The 21,600-nt window shown below is 68.4% G+C and carries 19 protein-coding genes; 15 read left to right on the forward strand and 4 right to left on the reverse strand.

The genetic code is table 11. From position 1 onward, the window contains the following. Window positions 1-203 precede the first annotated feature (203 nt). The 5 genes from VAPA_RS19510 (at window position 204) to VAPA_RS19530 (ending at window position 5,773) form a co-directional block, all read left to right on the forward strand. Entirely contained in the window at window positions 204-425 is a 222-nt protein-coding gene (locus VAPA_RS19510; RefSeq protein WP_021008483.1) for a DUF1059 domain-containing protein, read from the forward strand. 186 nt (window positions 426-611) lie between these two features. Next, window positions 612-1,115, forward strand: coding sequence for a (2Fe-2S)-binding protein (locus VAPA_RS19515; protein WP_021008484.1), 504 nt, complete (start codon window positions 612-614; stop codon window positions 1,113-1,115). Beyond that, on the forward strand, window positions 1,112-3,370 hold the full coding sequence (locus VAPA_RS19520; RefSeq protein ID WP_021008485.1) for a xanthine dehydrogenase family protein molybdopterin-binding subunit: 2,259 nt from the start codon (window positions 1,112-1,114) through the stop codon (window positions 3,368-3,370). Before VAPA_RS19515 ends, VAPA_RS19520 begins: the two co-directional genes overlap by 4 nt. Continuing rightward, window positions 3,367-4,674, forward strand: a complete 1,308-nt coding sequence (locus tag VAPA_RS19525; protein WP_021008486.1) for a c-type cytochrome — start codon at window positions 3,367-3,369, stop codon at window positions 4,672-4,674. Before VAPA_RS19520 ends, VAPA_RS19525 begins: the two co-directional genes overlap by 4 nt. A gap of 70 nt (window positions 4,675-4,744) precedes the next feature. Further along, window positions 4,745-5,773 (forward strand): LysR family transcriptional regulator, encoded by a 1,029-nt coding sequence (locus tag VAPA_RS19530; RefSeq protein ID WP_021008487.1) that lies wholly within the window; start codon window positions 4,745-4,747, stop codon window positions 5,771-5,773. Here VAPA_RS19530 and VAPA_RS19535 read toward each other — a convergent pair. From VAPA_RS19535 to pdxR, 4 genes are all read right to left on the reverse strand, one after another. After that, on the reverse strand, window positions 5,685-6,569 hold the full coding sequence (locus VAPA_RS19535; protein WP_021008488.1) for an ABC transporter permease subunit: 885 nt from the start codon (window positions 6,567-6,569) through the stop codon (window positions 5,685-5,687). The genes VAPA_RS19530 and VAPA_RS19535 overlap by 89 nt on opposite strands. Further along, window positions 6,562-7,350 carry a taurine ABC transporter ATP-binding protein gene (locus VAPA_RS19540; RefSeq protein WP_021008489.1) on the reverse strand — a complete coding sequence of 263 codons (789 nt, stop codon included), beginning with the start codon at window positions 7,348-7,350 and terminating at the stop codon, window positions 6,562-6,564. The genes VAPA_RS19535 and VAPA_RS19540 overlap by 8 nt, the downstream gene beginning before the upstream one ends. A 5-nt stretch (window positions 7,351-7,355) precedes the next feature. Beyond that, complete coding sequence (gene tauA / locus VAPA_RS19545; protein WP_021008490.1) at window positions 7,356-8,378, reverse strand: taurine ABC transporter substrate-binding protein; 1,023 nt, start codon at window positions 8,376-8,378, stop codon at window positions 7,356-7,358. Between the two features lie 714 nt (window positions 8,379-9,092). Continuing rightward, complete coding sequence (pdxR, locus tag VAPA_RS19550) at window positions 9,093-10,613, reverse strand: MocR-like pyridoxine biosynthesis transcription factor PdxR (protein WP_021008492.1); 1,521 nt, start codon at window positions 10,611-10,613, stop codon at window positions 9,093-9,095. A 118-nt stretch (window positions 10,614-10,731) separates the two neighbouring features. Here pdxR and VAPA_RS19555 point away from each other — a divergent pair, with 118 nt between their 5' ends. The 10 genes from VAPA_RS19555 to VAPA_RS19600 all read left to right on the forward strand — a co-directional run bounded on the left by VAPA_RS19555 (window position 10,732) and on the right by VAPA_RS19600 (window position 21,586). Then, window positions 10,732-11,151, forward strand: coding sequence for a nuclear transport factor 2 family protein (locus tag VAPA_RS19555; protein ID WP_021008493.1), 420 nt, complete (start codon window positions 10,732-10,734; stop codon window positions 11,149-11,151). 27 nt (window positions 11,152-11,178) lie between these two features. After that, entirely contained in the window at window positions 11,179-12,627 is a 1,449-nt protein-coding gene (locus VAPA_RS19560) for an NAD(P)/FAD-dependent oxidoreductase (protein WP_021008494.1), read from the forward strand. Window positions 12,628-12,854: 227 nt separating this feature from the next. After that, window positions 12,855-14,453 (forward strand): ABC transporter substrate-binding protein, encoded by a 1,599-nt coding sequence (locus VAPA_RS19565; protein WP_021008495.1) that lies wholly within the window; start codon window positions 12,855-12,857, stop codon window positions 14,451-14,453. Window positions 14,454-14,464: 11 nt separating this feature from the next. Next, entirely contained in the window at window positions 14,465-15,439 is a 975-nt protein-coding gene (locus VAPA_RS19570; RefSeq protein WP_021008496.1) for an ABC transporter permease, read from the forward strand. Further along, window positions 15,436-16,338: an ABC transporter permease gene (locus VAPA_RS19575; protein ID WP_021008497.1), complete on the forward strand. Its 903-nt coding sequence runs from the start codon at window positions 15,436-15,438 to the stop codon at window positions 16,336-16,338. The genes VAPA_RS19570 and VAPA_RS19575 overlap by 4 nt, the downstream gene beginning before the upstream one ends. Continuing rightward, window positions 16,335-17,390: an ABC transporter ATP-binding protein gene (locus VAPA_RS19580; protein ID WP_041946168.1), complete on the forward strand. Its 1,056-nt coding sequence runs from the start codon at window positions 16,335-16,337 to the stop codon at window positions 17,388-17,390. The genes VAPA_RS19575 and VAPA_RS19580 overlap by 4 nt, the downstream gene beginning before the upstream one ends. Then, entirely contained in the window at window positions 17,387-18,424 is a 1,038-nt protein-coding gene (locus VAPA_RS19585) for an ABC transporter ATP-binding protein (protein ID WP_021008499.1), read from the forward strand. Before VAPA_RS19580 ends, VAPA_RS19585 begins: the two co-directional genes overlap by 4 nt. Beyond that, window positions 18,421-20,097 carry an amidohydrolase gene (locus VAPA_RS19590; protein ID WP_021008500.1) on the forward strand — a complete coding sequence of 559 codons (1,677 nt, stop codon included), beginning with the start codon at window positions 18,421-18,423 and terminating at the stop codon, window positions 20,095-20,097. The genes VAPA_RS19585 and VAPA_RS19590 overlap by 4 nt, the downstream gene beginning before the upstream one ends. A gap of 28 nt (window positions 20,098-20,125) precedes the next feature. After that, entirely contained in the window at window positions 20,126-21,070 is a 945-nt protein-coding gene (locus tag VAPA_RS19595) for a CobW family GTP-binding protein (protein WP_230558896.1), read from the forward strand. Window positions 21,071-21,121: 51 nt separating this feature from the next. Continuing rightward, window positions 21,122-21,586 (forward strand): GNAT family N-acetyltransferase, encoded by a 465-nt coding sequence (locus tag VAPA_RS19600; protein WP_021008502.1) that lies wholly within the window; start codon window positions 21,122-21,124, stop codon window positions 21,584-21,586. Window positions 21,587-21,600: the final 14 nt, after the last annotated feature.

Raw genomic sequence — 21,600 nt, forward strand, 5'->3', positions numbered from 1 at the left:
ATCGAGACGCACGATGCTCGCAGGCCCTTTACCACCAAAGCAGTATAGGCAGGCAGGGGGCGCTCAGGCCGCTTGCCGGCGGAGGGGATACACATGGCCATCGACGAAACACGGCTTAACGCCTGCATGGGTAGCCCCGGCCAGCCCTCTTCCGACCGGCCTGACCTTCGAATCACGTCCGCAGGGACATTCCAGGAGCCACCATGTCACGCCAATACATCGACTGCCGCGAGTTTCCAAGCACGATGAACTGCAGTGTCGCGCTCTCCGCCGACTCCGAGAGCGAACTGCTCGAAGCCGCCGTCCAGCACGCCGTGGCCGTCCACGGCCATGCCGACACGCCGGAATTGCGCACGCAGCTCGCAAGCATGTTCAAGACCGGCACGCCGCCGCTGCAGGCGCCTGCGCAGGCGACCCCCGCCTGAGGCTCCTGCGGGTTTCGGCCGCCGTCTCCGCACGGCGATGAATACCTTCGGGTGCTTTCGATGAGCACCCGTCGATGAAGTCCGGGCAACCCGGTCGATCGCTGCCCTGCCCGCCAAGCGCGCTTTCCGAAGTCGCGCTATGGTTCGCTGCCACCCACGGCGAACCCCAGAGAAAAGGCAGGGCCCATGATCGATCTCAACATCAACGGCCAGTCCGTTGCCGTCAACGCGCCCGAGGACATGCCCCTGCTCTGGGCATTGCGCGACATCGTCGGCCTGACCGGCACCAAGTTCGGTTGCGGCATCGCCCAGTGCGGCGCCTGCACCGTGCACCTCGACGGCCAGCCCGTGCGCTCGTGCGTGCTGCCGGTCGGCTCGATCGGCAAGAAGGCCATCACCACCATCGAAGCCGTCTCGCAGACCCCTGCGGGCAAGAGCATCCAGAAGGCCTGGCTCGACGTCGACGTGGTGCAGTGCGGCTACTGCCAGTCCGGCCAGATCATGTCGGCGGCCGCGCTGATCCAGCGCACGCCCAACCCGAGCGACGCCGACATCGACCTGGCCATGTCGGGCAACGTCTGCCGGTGCTGTACCTACTCGCGGATCCGCGCAGCCATCAAGCAGGCCGCGACCGGCAAGGCCGAAGTGCTGCAGTCGGTGGTCGCCATGCCGGCCAGGAGCGCATCGTGAAGCCCGCCGCAGGCATCAGCCGGCGCAGCGCCCTGCAGGCCGGCGGCCTGGCGCTGGCCTTCACCTGGTTCGGCGCGGGCAAGGCCTTTGCGGCGATCAGCCCCAGGCAGCAACCGGGCGACGCGGCCGCCGCGCTCGCGGACGGCAATCCGGCATTCGCGCCGAATGCCTTTGTCCGCATCGATGCCGACGGCGGCGTGCGCCTCGTGATGCCGATGGCCGAGATGGGCCAGGCGATCTACACCGGCTCGGCGATGCTGCTGGCCGAGGAACTCGGCGTGGAGCTCGACCAGGTGCGCGTGGAGCATTCGCCGCCGAACGAGGCGCTCTACGGCATGCCGCTGCTCGGCGGCCAGATCACCGGCGGCTCGACCAGCACGCGCGGCACCTACGGCGTGCTGCGCGAGGCAGGCGCCGTGGCGCGCACGCTGCTGGTGAGTGCGGCCGCAGAGCAGTGGAAGGTCGACCCTGAGAGCTGCACGGTCGCACGCGGCGTGGTGAGCCATGCGGCATCCAACCGGCAGCTCGGCTTCGGCGCACTTGCCAGTGCGGCCGCAAAGCTGCCGATGCCGGAAAAAGTGACGCTGAAGGAGCCGAAGGATTTCAAGCTGATCGGCCAGCCGCTGCGGCGTGTCGATTCGGCCGGCAAGGTCAACGGTTCCACGCAGTTCGGCATCGACGTCCGCTTGCCGGGCATGAAGGTGGCGACGGTCAGGGCCTGCCCCACGCTCGGGGGCGTGCTGGCCTCGGTGGACGACAAGGCGGCGCGCGCGATTCCCGGCGTGATCGACGTGCTGCGCATCAAGGACGCGGTGGCCGTGGTGGGCGAGCATTTCTGGGCCGCCAAGCGGGGCCTCGATGCATTGACCATCCAGTGGACGCCGGGGCAGAACGCCGCGCTCACCACGCTGCAGCTGCGCGCGGCGCTGGCCAATGCGCTGGCGAAGGACAAGGCCATCCTCGGCAAGGAAACCGGCAAGCGGCCCGAGGGCACGCTGGTGCAGGCCACCTATGACCTGCCGATGCTGGCCCACGCGACCATGGAGCCGCTCAACACCACAGTGCACGTGCGGCCCGACCAGTGCGAGATCTGGGTCGGCACGCAGGTGCCGACGCGCTGCGTGAGCGCCGCGGCCAAGATCGCGGGCGTTGCCGAAGACAAGGTCGTGCTGCACAACCAGTACCTGGGCGGCGGCTTCGGCCGACGGCTGGAGACCGATTCGGTCGAGCAGGCCGTGGCCTTCGCCAAGCAGGTGCCCTACCCGCTCAAGGTGGTGTGGACGCGCGAGGAAGACATCCGCCACGACATCGTGCGCCCGATGTACCACGACGACATCTCGGCCGTGGTCGACAGCGACGGCCATATCCTCTGGTTCGGCGACCGCATCGCGGGCGGCACGGTGCTGGGCCGCTGGGCCCCCGCCTTCATGGGCAAGGACGGCATGGACAGCGACCTGATCGAATGCGTCGCCGAGCCTTGCTACGACCTGCCGAACCTCAAGGTCGAGTGGGTGCGGCACGACATGCCGAGCGGCCTGAACGTCGGCTGGTGGCGCGGCGTGGGGCCGACGCACAACCTCTTCGTGATGGAGAGTTTCATCGACGAGCTGGCGCACCGCGCGAAAAAAGACCCCGTGGCCTACCGGCGCGCCATGCTGAAGAAGAACCCGCGCACGCTCGCGGTGCTCGACCTGGCGGCCGGCAAGATCGGCTGGGGCCAAGGCGCGCTGGCGGCGCGCGTCGGGCGCGGCGTGGCCGTGGGCGATGCCTTCGGCAGCCGCGTGTGCGCCATCGTCGAGGCCGAGGTCACGCCGCAGGGCGAAGTGCGCATGCGGCGCGCGGTGGTCGCGGTCGATTGCGGCATTGCCGTGAACGCAGGTTCCATCGAGGCGCAGATCCAGGGCGGGCTGCTGTTCGGGCTGAGCGCGGCGCTCTTCAGCGAGATCACGCTGCGCGAGGGGGCCATCGAGCAGAGCAACTTCCACGACTACCGGATGCTGCGCATCAACGAAGCGCCGCCGGTCGAGGTCCACACCGTCAAGAGCGGCGAAGCGCCCGGCGGGCTCGGCGAAGTCGGCACCGCCATCGCCGCGCCAGCGCTGGCCAACGCGATCTTCGCGGCCACGGGCGTGCGACTGCGCGCGCTGCCGGTGAACCGTGCGCTGCTGGCGCAGGACAAGGAGGCGCTGAAGAAAAAGATCGCCGACTCCGGGTTCAGCGGGTCCAACGGGCTCGACGCAAGGAGCGCAGCATGAAGCGGCTATTCAACGTGCTGGTGGCGGTGTTCGTCGTGGGCGCGGCGCTGTATTTCTTCCTGAACCGCACCGACAAGTCCGAAGGCGAGGCACCGGTGCTGGCCGGCGCGCCCAGCGCTGCAGCGCTGCTCGTGCGCGGCGAATACCTCACCAAGGCGGCCGACTGCATCGCATGCCACACGGTGCCCGGCGGCAAGGGACAGCCCTTCGCGGGCGGCCTGCCCTTCGTGCTGCCTTTCGGCACGATCTACTCGTCGAACATCACCGCGGACCCGGAAACGGGCATCGGCAAATGGAGCGACGACGACTTCGTGCGCGCGCTGCACGACGGCGTGCGCGCGGACGGAAAACGCCTGTACCCGGCGTTCCCGTACACCTCGTACACCGCGCTGAGCCGCAATGACGTGCTCGCGATCAAGGCCTACCTGTTCAGCCTGCCCAAGGTGAGCCAGCCGAACAGGGAGGCCGACCTGGGCTTCCCGTTCAACCAGCGCTGGGCGATGGGTTTCTGGAACGCGGCCTTCTTCAAGAGCAGCCGCTTCGAGGCCGACGCGTCGAAGCCGCCTGCGTGGAACCAGGGCAAATACCTCGCCACGGCGCTCGGCCACTGCGCGGAATGCCATACGCCGCGCAACTTCGCCTTCGCGATGGATGCGGGCAACAACCTTGCGGGCGAATCGATCCAGGGCTGGCGCGCCTACAACATCACCTCGGATGCGAAGAACGGCATCGGCGCCTGGAGCGATGCCGAGATTGCCTCGTACCTGACGACCGGCCACGCCGAGGGCCGCAGCTCGGCCTCGGGGCCGATGGGCGAGGCGGTGGAGCACAGCCTGCAGTACCTGAAGCCGGAGGACGCTTCGGCGCTCGTGAGCTATCTGCGCACGGTGCCCGCGAAGGCCGGCAAAAACCCGATCGAAGTCGATGCGAAGGCGCCATGGGCCGTGGCCGCGAGCGCGGCAGCGCCCGCCGCCAACACGGCAGAGGGCCACGAGCAAGGGCTCAGGCTCTTCGCGGCGGCGTGCGCGAGCTGCCACCAATGGAACGGACAAGGCCAGCAGAGCACCAACGCGTCGCTGCTGGGGACGCGCGGCGTGAACGACCCGGACGGCTCCAACGTCACGCAGATGATCCTGCAAGGCGTGAAGATGCGCGTGCGCGACCAGGAGGTCTACATGCCGGCGTTCGGCAAGGCCTACACGGACACCGAGGTCGCGGCGCTCGCCAACTACGTCATCGCGCAGTTCGGGAACAAGCAGGGCACGGTGACCCCGGAGTTCGTGGCGAAGCAGCGCGCACGCTAGAGAGGCGAAACCGGGGGGATGCCCCTACGGCCTGCGGCCCCTCCCCCGATGCTGGAACAATGCGTCCACCATGGACGGCCTCGATCTCATCAAAACATTCCGTGAAGTCGCGTTCCGGCGCAGCTTCTCCCGCGCAGCCATTTCGCTCGGCATGTCGAAGGCCACGGTCAGCCGCTACGTGGCCGAGCTCGAGACGCGCAGCGGCGTGCGCCTGCTCAACCGCTCCACCCGTTCGCTGAGCCTGACGGATGCCGGCCAGGTGCTGCTCGACCGCAGCACCGAGCTGGTGGCCATGGCCGAGAACACGCTGAACGACCTGCAGGCCCACGGCTCGCACCCCCAGGGGCGGCTGCGCATGAGCGCGCCGCACGGGCTGATCGCGGGCTGGCTGTCCGACGTGATCGCCGAGTTCATCAAGCTCTACCCCGACGTGTACGTGAGCCTGGTGTTCACCAACAGCGAGATCGACCTGATCGAGGAAGGCATCGACATCCACCTGACGGGCGGGCGCATCGACGACATGAACCTGATCGTGCGCCGGCTGGTGCCGTTCGACATGGTGGTCTGCGCGAGCCCGGCCTACTGGGCCCGGCGCGGCATTCCCAGGGTGCCCGAAGACCTGGGCCGCCACGACGTGCTGAGCTATTCGGCCAAGCCCACCACCCACCTGCCCTTCGAGATCGCCGGCAAGCCGGTCGACGTGCCGGTGCACAGCCGCATGGAGGCCAACGATGCCGTCGCGCTCATCGAGCTGGCGCTGCGCGGCGCTGGCGTGGCCTACGTGCCCGAGCCGCTGGCGCAGTCGCACCTGGAGCGCGGCGCGCTGGTGCCGGTGCTGCGCGAGCACATGCCGCGCGACCACTGGCTGTATGCCGCCTACTCGCAGCGCCGGCACAACAGCGCCGCGATGCGCACCATGCTCGACTTTCTCGAGCAGTCGATGGTTCAGCACGGCAATCCGCCCGCGATGCCGCCCCTGCCGCCCGCATCGCAGGTGCTGGCTTCTTCGTCTACATGCGCCCTTTCCAGGGCACCAGACGCCGCTCGAGCCACCGCATCAGCAGGTCGAACAGATAGGCCACCACGCCAATCACGATGATGCCCATGATGACGATGTCGGTACGCAGGAAGTTCGACGCGTTCAGCACCATCTGGCCCAGGCCCATGTTGGCCGCCACCATCTCGGCCGCCACCAGCGTGGTCCAGCCGAAGCCGATGGCAATGCGCATGCCCACCAGGATGTCGGGAAGCGCCGACGGCAATATGACGTGCCGGATCACCTGCATGTAGCTCGCGCCCATCGAATACGCGGCGTTGATCTGCTCCTGCGACGCGCTGCGCATGCCCGAGCGCGCGGCCAGCGCCAGCGGCGCGAAGCAGCTCAGGAAGATCAGCAGCACCTTGGGCAGCTCGTCGATGCCGAACCAGATGATGATCAGCGGCAGGTAGGCCAGCGGCGGCAGCGGCCGGTAGAACTCCAGCGGCGGATCGAAGATGCCGCGCCAGAAGCGGCTCATGCCCATCGCAATGCCCACCGGAATTGCGGTGATGCAGGCCAGCAGGAACGCCGAGAACACGCGGAACATGCTCGCGAGGAAGTGCTGCCACAGCGGCTTGTCGTTGGCCTGGCCCGTGAGGTATTCGTAGAACTGCTGGAACACCGCCTGCGGCGTCGGCAGGAACAGCGGCTTGACCCAGCCCATGTTGGTCACCAGGAACCACAGCGCGACCAGCGCCGCCACCGTGACCACGCTGATGGTCACGCTCGAGCCCTCGCCCGGCACCTTGAAGGCGCTGGTCTTGAGCTTGGCGCCGGCCGGTGGAGGCGGCGGTGCGGCGGGCTTGGGGGGCGGTGTCATGACGGCGGCAGGCGTTGCGATGGTGGCCTCAGGCATGTGCAGCCTCGCGATGATGAATGATCGAAAGAACCTCTTCGCGCATGCGGATGAATTCGGGCTCCGACTTCACCTTGCGCGAATCGCCATGCGACAGGAACTGGCGCGAGAACGGAACCTCGTCGTACACGTGCGAGATGCGCCCCGGACTCGGGCTCATCACGATCAGCCGCGTGGCCAGGAACAGCGCCTCCTCGACCGAATGGGTGATGAAGAACACCATCTTGTTCGACTTGGACCAGGCCTTGAGCAGGATCTCCTGCACCTGTTCGCGCGTGAACGCGTCGAGCGCGCCCATGGGCTCGTCCATCAGCAGCACGGCCGGGTCGCTGGCCAGCGCGCGTGCAATGCCCACGCGCTGCTGCATGCCGCCCGAGAGTTCGTACACCGCGCGCTCCGCGTACTGCTGCAGGCCCACGAGCGCGAGCTTTTCTTCCGCGATGCGGTCGCGCTCGGCCTTGCCCAAGCCGGCGAGGCGCAAGCCCAGCGCCACGTTGTCGCGCACGTTGAGCCACGGCATCAGCGCATGCTTCTGGAACACCACGCCGCGGTCGGCACCGGGGCCGACCACGGGTTTGCCGTCGAGCAGGATGTCGCCGGTGGAAGGCGGCAGGAAGCCCGCAATGCTGTTGAGCAGCGTGGTCTTGCCGCAGCCCGATGCGCCGAGCGCCACGACGAAATCACCGTCGCGCATCGTGAGGTTGACCGGCGCCAGCGCCTGCAGCGTGCCACCCTTGACGGCATAGTTGACCGTGAGGTCCCGGATGTCGAGCGTTGGCATGCGGCTTACTTCCCCATGGCTTTCTCGACATAGGCCGTGGTCACGAAGGCGCTGTAGTCGGGCTTGACCTCCTGCACCCGGCCCTGCTCCTTCAGGAACGCCGCCGTGCCCGCCATCGCCTTGGCCGCGCCGCCGCCCAGCCACGTGGGCGAGACCTGCTCGGCCATGGTCGGGAAGGTGTAGAGCGCCATCGCCGCCGACACGTCCTTCGGATCGGCCTTGGTCCACTTGGCCATCGCCTTGGTCTGCGGCGAATCGGGCGTCCAGCTCTTGCCGCTGGCCTTGTATTCCTCGTTCGCGCGGTTGAGCGCCTTCACAAAGGCGATCATGAACGGTTCGTTGGCCGCGGCCCACTTGGCGTTGACCACGATGCCCTCGAAGGTGGGCGCGCCGCGCTTGCCGATGCTGCCCGAGGTGGCGATGGTCTTGCCCGTGCCCTTGATCTTGGAAAGCACCGGATCCCAGATGAAAGTGGCGTCGATGTCGCCGCGCTCCCAGGCCGCCGCGATCTCGGGCGGGCGCATGTTCATCACGTTGACGCTCTTGGGGTCGACGCCGTCCATCTTCATGCCGGCCATGAGCTGGTAGTGCGCGGTCGAGACGAACGGCGTGGCCACCTTCTTGCCGGCCAGGTCCTTCATGCTGTTGATGCCCGAGGCGTTGCGCGCAATGAGCGCTTCCGCATTCGCGATGTCGGCCGATATCCAGAAGAGCTTGATGTCCTGCCCCTGGCTGGCCGCGGCCGTGAGCGGGCTGGAGCCGGTTTCGCCCATCTGCACGTCGCCCGACGCCATGGCCCGGATCACGTCGCCGCCGCCGGAGAACATGCGCCAGTTGATCTTGTAGCCCGTGGCTTTTTCGACCTCGCCGGACTCCATGACGAGGCGCAAGGGAACCAGCATGTCCTGGTGGGCGAAGGTGAGCTCCTTGGCCTGCTGCGCGAACGCGGCGCCGCTGCTCATCATCATCAGCATCGCGGCGGCTGCGAGCGCTGCGGATTTCAGGGAAAGACGTCGGGGCATGGTCATCTGTTTTCTCCTGTGGGTGAATCTGGGCGGACTTTGCACCTGTTGTCTCTTTGCAGAAAGTACCAGCGCTGTGGGGGGTATGGAGCCAGCTTGTCGGTGAATACCCTTGTTCTGGTGCGAGTGCACGGGAGCGGTGCGTTTTTTGGGGTTCGGGGGCCGGGTCTCGCCCCGGCGGGCGACTCACTTTCTTTGCTTCGCCAAAGAAAGTAAGCAAAGAAAGGCGACCCCTACTGTCTGCGTCCCTCCGCTTCGCTGCGGGCAACCTGCGGTGCTCGACTCCGGCGGGGGTCCGCAGAACTCGCTTCGCTCAAACAGCTGCGGCCCTGACCCCGCCTCCATCTGCGCTCCTCGGCGCAGCCAGAAGGGGTGGAAGCGGGCGGCCTTCGCTTCGCTCGGCCCCAACACCAACAGCCCAATACCAACCACCGCAGGCGCTGCGCGCCTGCGGTGGCCTGGTGGCCGAGCGAAGCAAAGGCCCGTGTGGTTTGCCCTCCCCTCTGTATGCGCCGAGGAGCGGAGCGTTTCGCGGATCAGGGCTCGCCCTTGTTTGAGCGAAGCGAGTTTGGGCGAGACCCCGCGAAACGTGAGCACCGCAGGTTGCCCGCAGCGAAGCGGAGGGTCGCAGACAGTGGGGTCGCCTTTCTTTTGCCTACGTTTCTTTGGCGAAGCAAAGAAACGTAGGTCGCCCGCCGGGGCGAGACCCGGCCCCGGAACTCAATGCGCCCTCAACTCCCCCCGAGCCAACGCCAACTCCCCAACAGCCATCCCCAAGGCCTGAATCCCCAACGAAATCTGCGAAGCCGCAATGGACGACAACCTCAGCCGAAAAAACGGACACGGATAAGGCGGCTTCGCAAAGAACACATCCCCCGCTTCGATCAGCACCCCATGGCTGCGAGCCATCAGCGACAACTCGCCCGCGTCGACCCACGCCGGCGCCCGCACCCAGATCGACGCCCCGCCCTGCGGCAGCGTGAACTCGAACTCGGGCAGATGCTCGCGCAGCGCCTTGGCCGCGAGCGCAAGCCGCTCCTGCATTGCATGGTTCACCCGCCGCGCATGCGACTCGTGGTGCCCCAGCGAAAGGAACAGCGCATACGCATGCTGCAGAAAGGCGCTCGGATGCCGAACCATCGCATGCCGTATGCCGCGCAGCTCCTTGATCAGCGCGCGCGGCGCCACGATGAAGCCGAGCCGCAGCGCAGGCGAAAGGCTCTTCGAGACCGAGCCCACGTAGATCACGCGCCCGGTCTTGTCCAGGCTCTTGAGCGCCGGCATCGGCGTGCCTTCGTACAGGTTCTCGGCCTCGTAGTCGTCCTCGATGATCACGAAGTCCTGCAGCTCGGCCTTGCGCAGCAGCCACTGCCTGCGCTCCAGGCTCAGCGTGGCGGTGGTCGGGCTCTGGTGCGAAGGGGTCACGAAGAGGTAGTCGGCCGCGGGCAGCGCATCGACCACCAGGCCCTCCTCGTCCACGGCCACCTCGACCCACTTGGGGTTGCGCATCGAGAAGCTGTTGCGCGCATGCGGATGGCCGGGCTCTTCCAGGCCGACGCGGGTGTGCTCGTCGAACAGTGCATCGGCCAGCAGGTAGTAGGCGTGCTGCGCGCCGAGCGTCACCAGGATTTCTTCCTTCAGCGCGAACACGCCGCGCTTGGGCAGCAAGCGCGTGCGGATCTGCTCGATCAGGTCGGGCACGTCGTCGGTCTCGAAGTCGGGCGTCCAATGCGGCAGCTGCGAGCGCGCCAGGCTGCGCGCACAGCACTCGCGAAAATCCTCGGTCGGGAAAAGCAGCGGGTCGTAGTTGCCGTAGACGAACGGAAACGGATAGTCCCGCCAGCGGTCAGGCTTCGACAGCGTGGGCTTGTCGAGCAGCGAGCGCAGCACGCGCCCCGACCAGTCGGGCGGCTGGCTGGCCTGGCCGCTACGGCCCACCAGCGGCTCGGCATGCGCAGCCGACAGCGGCCGCGCGTTGCGCGCCACGAACACGCCGCTGCGCGGACGCGCTTCCAGAAACCCTTCGTCGATCAGCTGCAGGTAGGCCGAAGTGACGGTGTTGCGGCTCAACCCCAGCAGCGCGGCAAGCTCGCGCGACGAGGGCAGCGAGGCGCCGGCGCTCAGGTGGTCTTCCAGGATGGCCTGCACCACGGCGGCGCGCAGACGGGCCTGCAGCGGCAAGGCGGGCTGGTCGGGCAGCGCGAAGAGCTGCGCCCATTGAGTAGCTCTAGGGTTGGCCATGGTGCGCCGCAGTTTAGGGCAAGCGCGGCGTTCTGGCTCGGTCGAATCCCCGCATCTGGCCCTATCGCGCGGGCGGCGGGCTGCCTACGCTTGCGGCATTCAATCCCGGAGCTCCCGCGTGACCGCACAGCCTTCTTCCTCATCCTCCTCTTCTTCCGTCACCACCGAAACCCTGGCCGCGTTCAGCGATGCATGGAACCGCCACGACATCGACGCGCTGATGGGCTTCATGACCGAGGACTGCATCTTCCAGACCGCCGCCGGCCCCGACGCCTGCGGCACCCGCCACGTGGGCACTGAGGCGGTGCGCAAGGCCTTCGCGGCGGCATGGCAGGCGGTGCCCGATGCGCAGTGGACCGATGGCCGGCATTTCGTGCACGGCGATTTCGGCACCTCGCAGTGGACCTTCACGGGCACCGCGGCCGACGGCAGCCGCATCGAGACCGACGGCATCGACGTCTTCACCTTCAGGGGCGGAAAGATCCACCTGAAGAACGTGTTCCGCAAGGCTCGCCCCAACCTGCCGGCGGCCCGCTAGGCCAGCCGTTCCGGGAGCCCCCGCATCATGACCGTGTCCGGCACCGCTTCTTTCTCCGCCTCGCAACCGCAGCCGCAGCCCGCGAGCCGGCCCTACGACCCGCGCTACGACCCGCTGGTCGCGCCCGATCCCGGCGCCGGCCGCGCCTACGCGCCCACCTGGTGGGTGGCCAGCGCCGGCACGCCGCCCGAAGACGACGGCCCGCTGCTGCGCGACATCGATGTCGACGTGGCCATCATCGGCTCCGGCGCCACCGGCATGTCGACCGCGCTCTACCTGGCGCAGGAGCATGGCATCCAGGCCACGGTGCTCGAGGCCAACCAGGCGTCGTGGGGCTGCTCCAGCCGCAGCGGCGGCCAGGGGCAGAACGCCAGCGGCCGGCTCAAGCGCTCGCAGTGGATCCAGCGCTGGGGCCTCGACACCGCCAGGCGGCTCGACGCCGAGATCCGCGGCGGCTTCGAGAACTTCAAGCAGCTCACGACGCAGATCGACTGCGATGCCTTCGACGGCGGCCATCTCTATCTTGCGCACCGGCCCGAAAAGCTCGCGGTGCTCGAAGCCGAGGCGCGCGTGATGCGCGAGCAGTTCGGCTACGCCACGCGCATGCTGACGGCCGAAGAGGTGCGGCGCGACTACTGCGACGAACGCGAGGCGGCCGGCGCCATGTTCGAGCCCGAAGGCGTGGGCATCCACCCGCTGAAGTTCACCTTCGGCCTGATGCGCAAGGCCCGCGCGCTGGGCGTGAAGGTGCACACCTCGAGCCCCGTGCAGGGCTGGCAGACCATCGACGGCGTGCACCACCTGCAAACGCCCGGCGGCGTGGTGCGCGCGCGCCGCGTGGCCGTGTGCACCGGCGGCTACACCGGGCAGGCGCTGAGTCCGCTCCTGAAGAACCGCATCATGCCGATCCTCTCCAACTCGGTGGTCACGCGGCCGCTCACCGAGGCCGAGCTGCAGGCCACCAACTTCAGGTCGCTGACCTTCCTGACCGACACGCGCACGCTGCGCTTCTACTACCGGCTGCTCAAGGGCAACCGGCTGCAGATCGGCAGCCGCAGCTCGGTGAGCGGCGCCGACGCCGAGCACCCGGTGCACCTGAAGCTGCTCACCGATGCCATCGCGCGCAAGTTTCCGCCGCTCGCGGGCATCCGCATCGACTACTCGTGGTGGGGCTGGGTCGACATGAGCCACGACATGATGCCGCGCATCACGCAGCCCGAGGCGGACAGGAAGATCTGGTATGCCGTGGGCTATGGCGGCAACGGCGTGTCGTTCTCGACCTGGGCCGGCAAGCGGCTGGCCGAGCGCGTGGCCGGCAAGGACACGGGCAAGGACGTGTTCGAGCTTCCGATCTACAAGTCGGCGCTGCCCTTCCCCAATGTGCTGGGGCTGGTGGAATCGCCCGCCTTCGCGCCGTTCCGCCGCATCGGCCAGCGCATGCTCTACAAGTGGTACTGGCTGCGCGACGAGAAGTAAGTAGCGTCGGCCGGCCGACGAGGCCGCGGGGTTGTGCGCGCGCGGTGCGCATTCACCGAAGTGGCGCATCGCACCGCCGCACAACGGGGCAAACCCGTGGCTTCTGGCCCTGCAGGTCGCGCGCGGCTGGCTCTTCGCGTGCACGGGGCAAGCGCCTATCTTCGAGCGCAAGGCCCACGGGCCGAATCAGTCCGCCTGCCTTGTGTCGAACTTCCAGAGGTCCTGTCATGCCCCTTCTCCGCCTTACGCGCCGCGCCACCCTTGTCTCGGCCGCGCTGATGACCGCGAGCACCCTGCTGCCGCTGCCCGCCTCCGCCGCCGAAGAGCCCAGGCGCGGCGGCACGCTGGTCATCGGCAGCACCCAGACGCCGCGGCACCTCAACGGCGCGGTGCAATCGGGCATTGCCACCGCCATGCCATCGACGCAGGTCTTCGCGAGCCCGCTGCGCTTCGACGACAAGTGGAACCCGCAGCCCTACCTGGCCGAATCGTGGAAGCTGGCCGACGACGCCAGGTCGCTCACGCTCAAGCTGCGCAAGGATGCCGTGTTCCATGACGGCAAGCCCATCACCTCGGCCGACGTGGCCTTCTCGGTCATGGCCATCAAGGCCAACCACCCTTTCGCCACCATGCTCGGCCCGGTCGAGAAGGTGGACACCCCGGACGCGTACACCGCCATCATCCGCATGAGCGTGCCGCACCCGGCCATCGTGCTGGCGATGTCGCCCGCGCTGTGCCCGATTCTTCCCAAGCACATCTACGGCGACGGACAGGACCTGAAGAACCATCCGCGCAACACCACCGACGTGATCGGCTCGGGCCCGTTCCGCGTAACCGAGTTCAAGCCCTCGCAGCGCATCGTGCTGGAGCGCTTCTACAAATTCTTCCTGCCCGGCAAGCCGTACCTCGACAAGGTGATCTTCAACGTCACGCCCGACATGGCCAGTCTGGTGCTGGGCCTGGAGCGCGGCGACGTCCAGATGCTGCCCTTTGCCACGCTGCCCACCGACCTCAAGCGCCTGGCCAACGACCCGAAGGTGTCGCTCACCTCCAAGGGCTACGACGGCATCGGCCCGCTCAACTGGCTGGCCTTCAACACCGCGAAAAAGCCGCTGTCCGACGTCCAGGTGCGCAAGGCCATTGCCACGTCCATCGACAAGAACTTCATCACCAAGGCGCTGATGGGCGGCTTTGCCACGGTGTCCGACGGCCCGCTGGTGGCGAGCAGCCCCTTTGCCGTGCCCGACCTGGTGCGCTACCCGCTCGACCTGAAGAAGGCGGCAGAGATGCTCGACGCCGCGGGCTACAAAGCCGGCGCCGGCGGCGAGCGCTTCAAACTCACCATCGACTACCTGCCCGGCGGCGACGACCAGCAGAAGAACGTGGCCGAGTACATCCGCGGCCAGCTCAAGAAGGTGGGCATCGCGGTGGAGGTGCGCGCCTCGGCCGACTTCCCGGCCTGGGCCAAGCGCCTGGCCTCGCACGACTTCGACATGTCGATGGACCTGGTGTTCAACTGGGGCGACCCGATCATCGGCGTGCACCGCACCTACCTGTCGACCAACATCAAGCCCATCGTGTGGACCAACACGCAGTCCTACGCCAACCCGAAGGTCGACGAGCTCCTGAACACCGCCGGCAGCCTGGCCGACCCGACCCAGCGCAAGGCCTACTACGCCACGTTCCAGAAGATCGTGACGGACGAGCTGCCGATCGAGTTCATCAACCAGGTGCCCTACCACACCATCGCCAGCAAGAAGGTGGGCAACGTGCCGACCACCATCTGGGGGCCGCTGTCGCCGCTGGACGAGGTCTACCTCAAGTAAGGCGGCACGACATGGGCACATTGCGCTATGCCGCCTCGCGACTGCTCCAGGCCCTGGGCCTGGTGCTCGCGGTGGTGGTGCTCAACTTCGTGCTGGTGCACGCGGCACCGGGCGACCCGGTCGAAACCATTGCCGGCGCCAGCGGCGGCATGTCGCCCGAGCTGATGGCGCAGCTGCGCACGCAGTACGGGCTCGACGAGTCGCTGCCGGTGCAGCTGGGCGTGTACCTCGGCAAGGTGGCGCGGGGCGACCTGGGGTACTCGTACTTCTTCAACCTGCCCGTGACAAGCATGATTGCCGAGCGCGTGCCGGCCACGCTGCTGCTGGTGCTGAGTTCGGTGTTGCTGGCCTTCTTCGTCGGCACCGCGCTGGGCGTGCTGTCGTCGCGCAAGCCGAATGGCTGGCTGTCGCAGTTCATCACGGTGCTGTCGCTGGTGGGCTTTGCGGCACCGGTGTTCTGGCTCGGGATCATGCTGGTGATCCTGCTGGCCTCGGTGTTCCCCATTCTTCCGGTGGCGGGCCTGCGCGCCATCGACTCGACCGGCGGCGGCCTCAAGGACGTGCTCGACGTGGCGCATCACTTGGTGCTGCCCACGCTCACGCTGAGCCTGGTGTATCTCGCGCAGTACAGCCGGCTCGCGCGCTCGTCGATGCTCGACGTGCTGGGCTCCGACTTCATCCGCACCGCGCGCGCCAAGGGCCTGGCCGACCGCGTGGTGCTCTACAAGCATGCGCTGCGCAATGCGCTGCTGCCGGTGGTCACGGTGCTGGGCCTGCAGTTCGGCAACGTGCTGGCCGGCGCGATCCTGGTGGAGACGGTGTTCAACTGGCCGGGCCTCGGCCGGCTGGCCTTCGAGTCGGTGCTGCGGCGCGACTACCCGACCATCCTCGGCGTGCTGCTGTTCTCCTCGGTGGTGGTGGTGGTGATGAACCAGCTCACCGACCTGTGCTATCGCTTCATCGATCCGCGGATCAAGGCCTCATGAACAAGCTCGCAACGCTGCCTTCCGTTTCTGCCGCACCTGCCGGGCCGGCCCTGCGCGTCGAGCACCCCGGCATGGAGGCGATGCGCATGTTCCTGCGCAATCCCGCGGCCATTGCGGGCATGGCGATGCTGCTCGCGATGCTGGCGGTGGCCATCGCCGGGCCCTGGCTCCATCCGGCCGACCCCTTCGAGATCAAGGCCGCGCCGCTCACGCCGCCTTTCAGCGAGGAGGCCTGGCTCGGCACCGACTACCTCGGCCGCGACGTGCTCACGACATTGATCTACGGCGGGCGCGCCACGCTGCTGGTGGGCGCGGTGGCCGCGCTGCTGTCGGTGCTGATCGGCATCACGCTGGGTGCCTTCGCGGGCTACTACGGCGGCAAGGTCGACGCGGCGCTGATGAAGGTGACGGAGTTCTTCCAGGTGCTGCCCGCGCTGCTGTTCGCGATGGTGGTGGTCACGCTGTTCTCGCCCACGCTGGTGACGGTCACGCTGGCCATCGGCATCGTGAGCTGGACCGGCACCGCACGGCTCACGCGCGCCGAGTTCATGAAATACCGCGGCCTGGAGTTCGTGCGCGCCGAGCGGGCCATCGGCGCGCGCGACGCCCGCATCATCTGGAAGGTGATCCTTCCCAACGCGCTGCCGCCGCTGGTGGTGTCGGCCACGCTGGCCGTGGGCGCGGCCATCCTGTTCGAGGCGGGGCTGTCGTTCCTCGGCCTGGGCGACCCGAACCAGATGAGCTGGGGCCTGATGATCGGCTCCAGCCGGCAGTACGTGCTGTCGTGCTGGTGGGCGGTGGCCTTTCCCGGCGCGGCCATCTTCGTCACCGTGCTGGCCGTGAGCCTGATCGGCGACGGGCTCAACGACGCCCTCAACCCCAAGCTGAGGGAAAGATGATGAGCGGCAACCCACTGCTGCGCGTGCAGGACCTGCACGTCGAATTCAAGACCCGCCGCGGCCAGGCGCTGGTGCTCAATGGCGTCGACTTCGAGATCCGCAGCGGCGAGACGCTGTGCGTGGTCGGCGAATCGGGCTGCGGCAAGAGCATGACGGCGCTCGCGCTGCTGCGGCTCATTCCCTCGCCGCCGGGCCGCATCAGCGGCGGACGCGTGATGTTCCAGGGCGAAGACCTGGTGCAGGCCACCGACGCACGCATGCGCGAGGTGCGCGGCAACCGCATCTCGATGATCTTCCAGGAGCCGATGACCTCGCTCAATCCGGTGTTCACCGTGGGCGACCAGATCGGCGAATCGCTGCGTCTGCATGCGGGCATGAACGCCCAGGCGGCCCGCGAGCGTGCCATCGAGATGCTGCGGCAGGTGGGCATTCCGGCGCCGGAGCGGCGCGTCGACGAATATCCGCACCAGCTCTCGGGCGGCATGCGCCAGCGCGTGATGATTGCCATGGCGCTGGCCTGCCGGCCCGACATACTGATTGCCGACGAGCCCACCACGGCGCTGGACGTGACGGTGCAGGCCCAGATCTTCGACCTGCTGCGCGAGCTGCAGCGCGAGAAGGGCACGGCCATCATGCTCATCACGCACGACATGGGCGCGGTCGCCGAAATGGCCGACCGCGTGATGGTGATGTATGCGGGCCGCGTGATCGAACAGGGCAGCACCGAACAGGTGCTTTCGCAGCCGGGCCATCCCTACACGCGCGGCCTGATCGATTGCCTGCCCGAACTCGGCAGCAGCGCGGCCTTCGGCGACGGCGCGCGGCCGGAACTGGCCGAGATCGCAGGCGTGGTGCCGTCGATCTGGGAGCTGGGCCGGGGCTGCGCGTTTCGCGAGCGCTGCCCGCATGCGATGGCGCGCTGCGCCGCAGAGGCGCCGCCAATGTTCGCGCTCGAAGGCCCTGCAGAAGGCGAAGGCACGGGCGCGCCGCACGGCGCCGCCTGCTGGCTGCATGTCGAGGCGCCGCAGGCGCGCATGAAGGAGGCCGCATGACATTCATCGGCAAGACCGACACGCTGCTCTCGGTCGAGGATCTCAAGGTGCACTTCGCACGCGGCAAGGCACGCTGGGGCAAGCCCGCGGAAGTGGTGAAGGCGGTGGACGGTGTCTCGTTCGAGATCCGCCGCGGCACCACGCTGGCGGTGGTGGGCGAATCAGGCTCGGGCAAGACCACGACCGCGCTCGCGGTGATGCGGCTTTCGCCCGTCACCTCGGGCCGCATGCGCCTGGGCGGCACCGACCTGGGTGCGCTGCAGGGCGAGGCGCTGCGGCAGGCGCGCACGCGCATGCAGATCATTTTCCAGGACCCGTTCTCCTCGCTGAACCCGCGCGAGCGCGCCGGTGCCACGGTGCGCGCCCCGCTCGAGCTGATGCAGGTGGGCACGCCCGAAGAGCGCACGCGCCGCGTGGCCGAGCTCTTCGAGGCCGTGGGCCTGCGGCCCGAGCAGCAGCACCTGTTCCCGCACCAGTTCTCTGGCGGGCAGCGCCAGCGCATCAACATTGCGCGCGCGCTGGCCACCAACCCGGAGCTGGTGGTGTGCGACGAGCCGGTGTCGGCACTGGACATCGCGATCCGGGCGCAGATACTGAACCTGCTGGTGCGGCTGCAGCGCGAGCTGGGGCTGAGCTACCTTTTCATCTCGCACGACATGGCGGTGGTAGAGCACATCTGCGACGACATCGCCGTGATGTACCTCGGCCAGATCGTGGAGCGCGCGCCGCGGCGCAGCTTCTTCGCGCGGCCGCTGCACCCCTACAGCGTGGCGCTGATGTCGGCCGTGCCGACCGTGGGCGGCGGCCGCCGCCGCGCCGCCAGCCGCATCAAGCTCTCGGGCGATCCGCCGAGCCCGATCAATCCGCCGCCCGGCTGCCGCTTTGCCGGCCGCTGTCCCGTGGCCGAGCCGGCCTGCGCGGCCGAGCTGCCGCCGCTGCGCGAAGTGGCGCCCGATCATTGGGTACGCTGCAGGCGTGTCGACATCGTCGACGGCATGGCCCTTCCTCCTCTTTCGGTTCCCGACCTGCCATGAGTACCCACATCACCACCGTCTACCCCGCGCGCAAGATCATCACCATGAACCCGATGCAGCCGCACGCCACGCACGTGGCGGTGCGCGACGGCCGCGTGCTGGCCGTGGGCACGCTCGCGGACATGCGGGCCTGGGGCGCATTCGTGCTCGACGAGCGCTTTGCCGGCCAGGTGCTGATGCCGGGCCTGGTCGAGGGCCACTGCCACCTGAAGGAAGGCAGCATGTGGGACTGGACGTACCTCGGCTGGTTCGACCGGCGCGACCCCGAAGGCAAGGTGTGGAGCGGCCTGCGCTCGATGGACGACGTGGTGGCGCGCCTTTGCGAAGTTGCCGCGCAGATGTCGGCCGAAGGCATCCCCGACACCGAGCCGCTGATCGCCTGGGGCTTCGACCCCATCTACTTCGGCGGCGAGCGCATGACGGTGGCGCACGTCGACCGTGCCAGTGCCACGCGGCCGGCGGTCATCGGCCACGCCAACGGCCACCTGATGAACGTCAACAGCGCCATGCTGCGCATCGCCGGGATCACGCGCGACAACGAGGTCGAGGGTGTGGTCAAGTTCGCTGCCGGCGAGATGGCGGGCGAGCCCACCGGCGAGCTGCAGGAGCCGGCCGCGATGTTCCTGGTGCTGCGCAGGATCGGCAATGCCGGCCTGCTCGCACCGATGACCGAGGCCGGCGTGCGCTCCTTCGCCCGCCTGGCCTGCATGCAAGGCGTGACGACCGCGACCGACCTCGTCAACAAGCTCAGCGACGAAGACTGCGGCGTGCTCGAGAGCGCGACGCGCGACGAGGGCTTCGGCGTGCGCATCCTGCCGGCTTTCCAGGCCTTCCATGGCACGCACGGCGCGGCACTGGGCGCCGAGCATGTGAGGGCCCTGGTGCCGCGCAGCACCGACCGGCTGCGCTACGGCCTGGTGAAGATGATGCTCGACGGTTCGATCCAGGGCTTCTCGGCGCGGCTGCGCTGGCCGGGGCATTTCAACGGCGCGCCCAACGGCATCTGGGTGACGGCACCCGCGCAGTACGAGGCCGACTTCGAGACCTATCACCGCGCGGGGCTCACCATCCACACGCACACCAACGGCGACGAGGCGAGCGAGGTGGCCATCGACGCCATCGAGCGCGTGCTGGCGCGCGCGCCGCGCCCCGACCACCGCCACACGCTGCAGCACGGCCAGATGATCGATGCGCCGCTGTTCCGGCGCATGGCATCGCTCGGCCTCAGCGCGAACCTCTTCGCCAACCACATCTGGTACTGGGGCGACCAGCACTACGAAATGACCATGGGCCCCGACCGCGCGAACCGGCTCGATGCCTGCGGCAGCGCGCTGGCGGCCGGCGTGCCGCTGGCCATCCATTCCGATGCGCCGGTCACGCCGCTCGGGCCGCTCTTCACTGCCTGGTGCGCCGTGAACCGCATCACGCCCAAGGGCCGGCTGCTCGGCGAATCGGAGCGCATCACGGTGCCGCAGGCGCTGCACGCGATCACGCTCGGCGCGGCCTGGACGCTGAAGCTCGACGGCGAGATCGGCAGCATCGAATGCGGCAAGCGCGCCGACTTCTGCGTGCTGGAAGACGATCCTCTGGAGATGGACCCGATGGCGCTGAAGGATGCGCGCGTGTGGGGCACGGTGCTGTCGGGCCGGGTATTCGAGGCGAAGAAAAATTGAGCCCCGCGTGACGCAGGAAAAGAAACGCTTGCCGCTCACCGTCATCGGCGGCTTCCTGGGCGCGGGCAAGACCACGCTGCTCAACCGCTGGCTGCGCGAGGCGCAGGGCCTGCGCATCGCGGCGCTGGTGAACGATTTCGGCGCGCTCAACATCGATGCCGAACTGGTCGCCGCCACGCACGGCGAGACGCTCGCCCTGACCAATGGCTGCGTGTGCTGCCAGATCGGAGACGACCTGGGCCGCGCGCTGGTGCAGGTCATCGAGTCGGCCACGCCCTTCGATGCGGTGGTGATCGAGGCCAGCGGCGTTTCCGACCCGTGGCGCATTGCGCAGATCGGCATGGCCGCGCCCGAGCTGAGCCTCGAAGGCGTGATCGTGCTGGTCGATGCCGCCGCGGCGGTGCAGCAGGCGCACGACGTGCTGCTGGCGGACACGCTGGCGCGGCAGGTGAAATCCGCCGACCTCGTGGTGCTCAACAAGGCCGACCTCGCAGACGCCGCCGCACTTGCGGAAGCGAACGCGTGGGCCGAGGCCACCGCGCCCGGCACGCCGCGCATCGAAGCCACCCAGTCGGCGGTGCCGCTCGCGCTGCTGTCGGGCCTGCCGCTGCCGGCCGCCGGCCGCGAGCCCTGCGCAAGCGGGTGCGAACGCGACCACGATCACGCCCATCACCACGCCTCCGACCACGGCGCGATGTTCCAGACCTGGAGCGCACAGCCCGCGGCCGCCATTCCCGCCGAGCTGCTGCGCGCGTGGCTGCGCGACATGCCGCCAGGCGTGCTGCGGCTCAAGGGCCTGCTGCGCACCGGCCAAGGCGCGGGCGGCGACGAATGGTCCGAGATCCAGTTCGCCGGCCGCCATGGCTCGCTGCGCAAGGCAAGGCCGCCGCGGGGCGCACGCGCCGGCGTGGTCGCCATCGGCCTGCGGCGTCGATTGCCCGTGCAGGCACTGGAGCAATTCTTCGCGCGCTGAGCCGGGCCGTGTTGCAATCGCATGTTTTTTCAACGTGCAGGCAACCGACGCATGACGACCTCTTCCCTCCTGATTCGCCCCCCGGCGCCCGATGACTACGCGGCATGGAAGCCGCTATGGGACGGCTACAACGCCTTCTACAAGCGCGAAGGCCCCACCGCCCTGCCCGACGAGATCACGCGGGTGACCTGGCAGCGCTTCTTCGATGCCTACGAGCCGGTGCACGCGCTGGTGGCCGAGCGCGACGGCCAGCTGGTGGGCCTCACCCACTATCTCTTTCACCGCAGCACCACGCGCATCGAGCCGAACTGCTACCTGCAGGACCTGTTCACGCTGCCTTCGGAGCGCGGCCGGGGCGTGGGGCGGCAACTGATCGAAGGCGTCTGCGCGCACGTGAAGGGCGTGGGCGCACACCGCGTGTACTGGCAGACGCAGGTGACCAACACCGCCGGGCGCGCGCTCTACGACAAGGTTGCCACGCACGATGGGTTCATCGTGTACAGCACCTTCGTCTGAACATCTGCTGAAGA

The sequence above is a fragment of the Variovorax paradoxus B4 genome, from assembly GCF_000463015.1.
Classification (GTDB): Bacteria; Pseudomonadota; Gammaproteobacteria; order Burkholderiales; family Burkholderiaceae_C; genus Variovorax; species Variovorax paradoxus_E.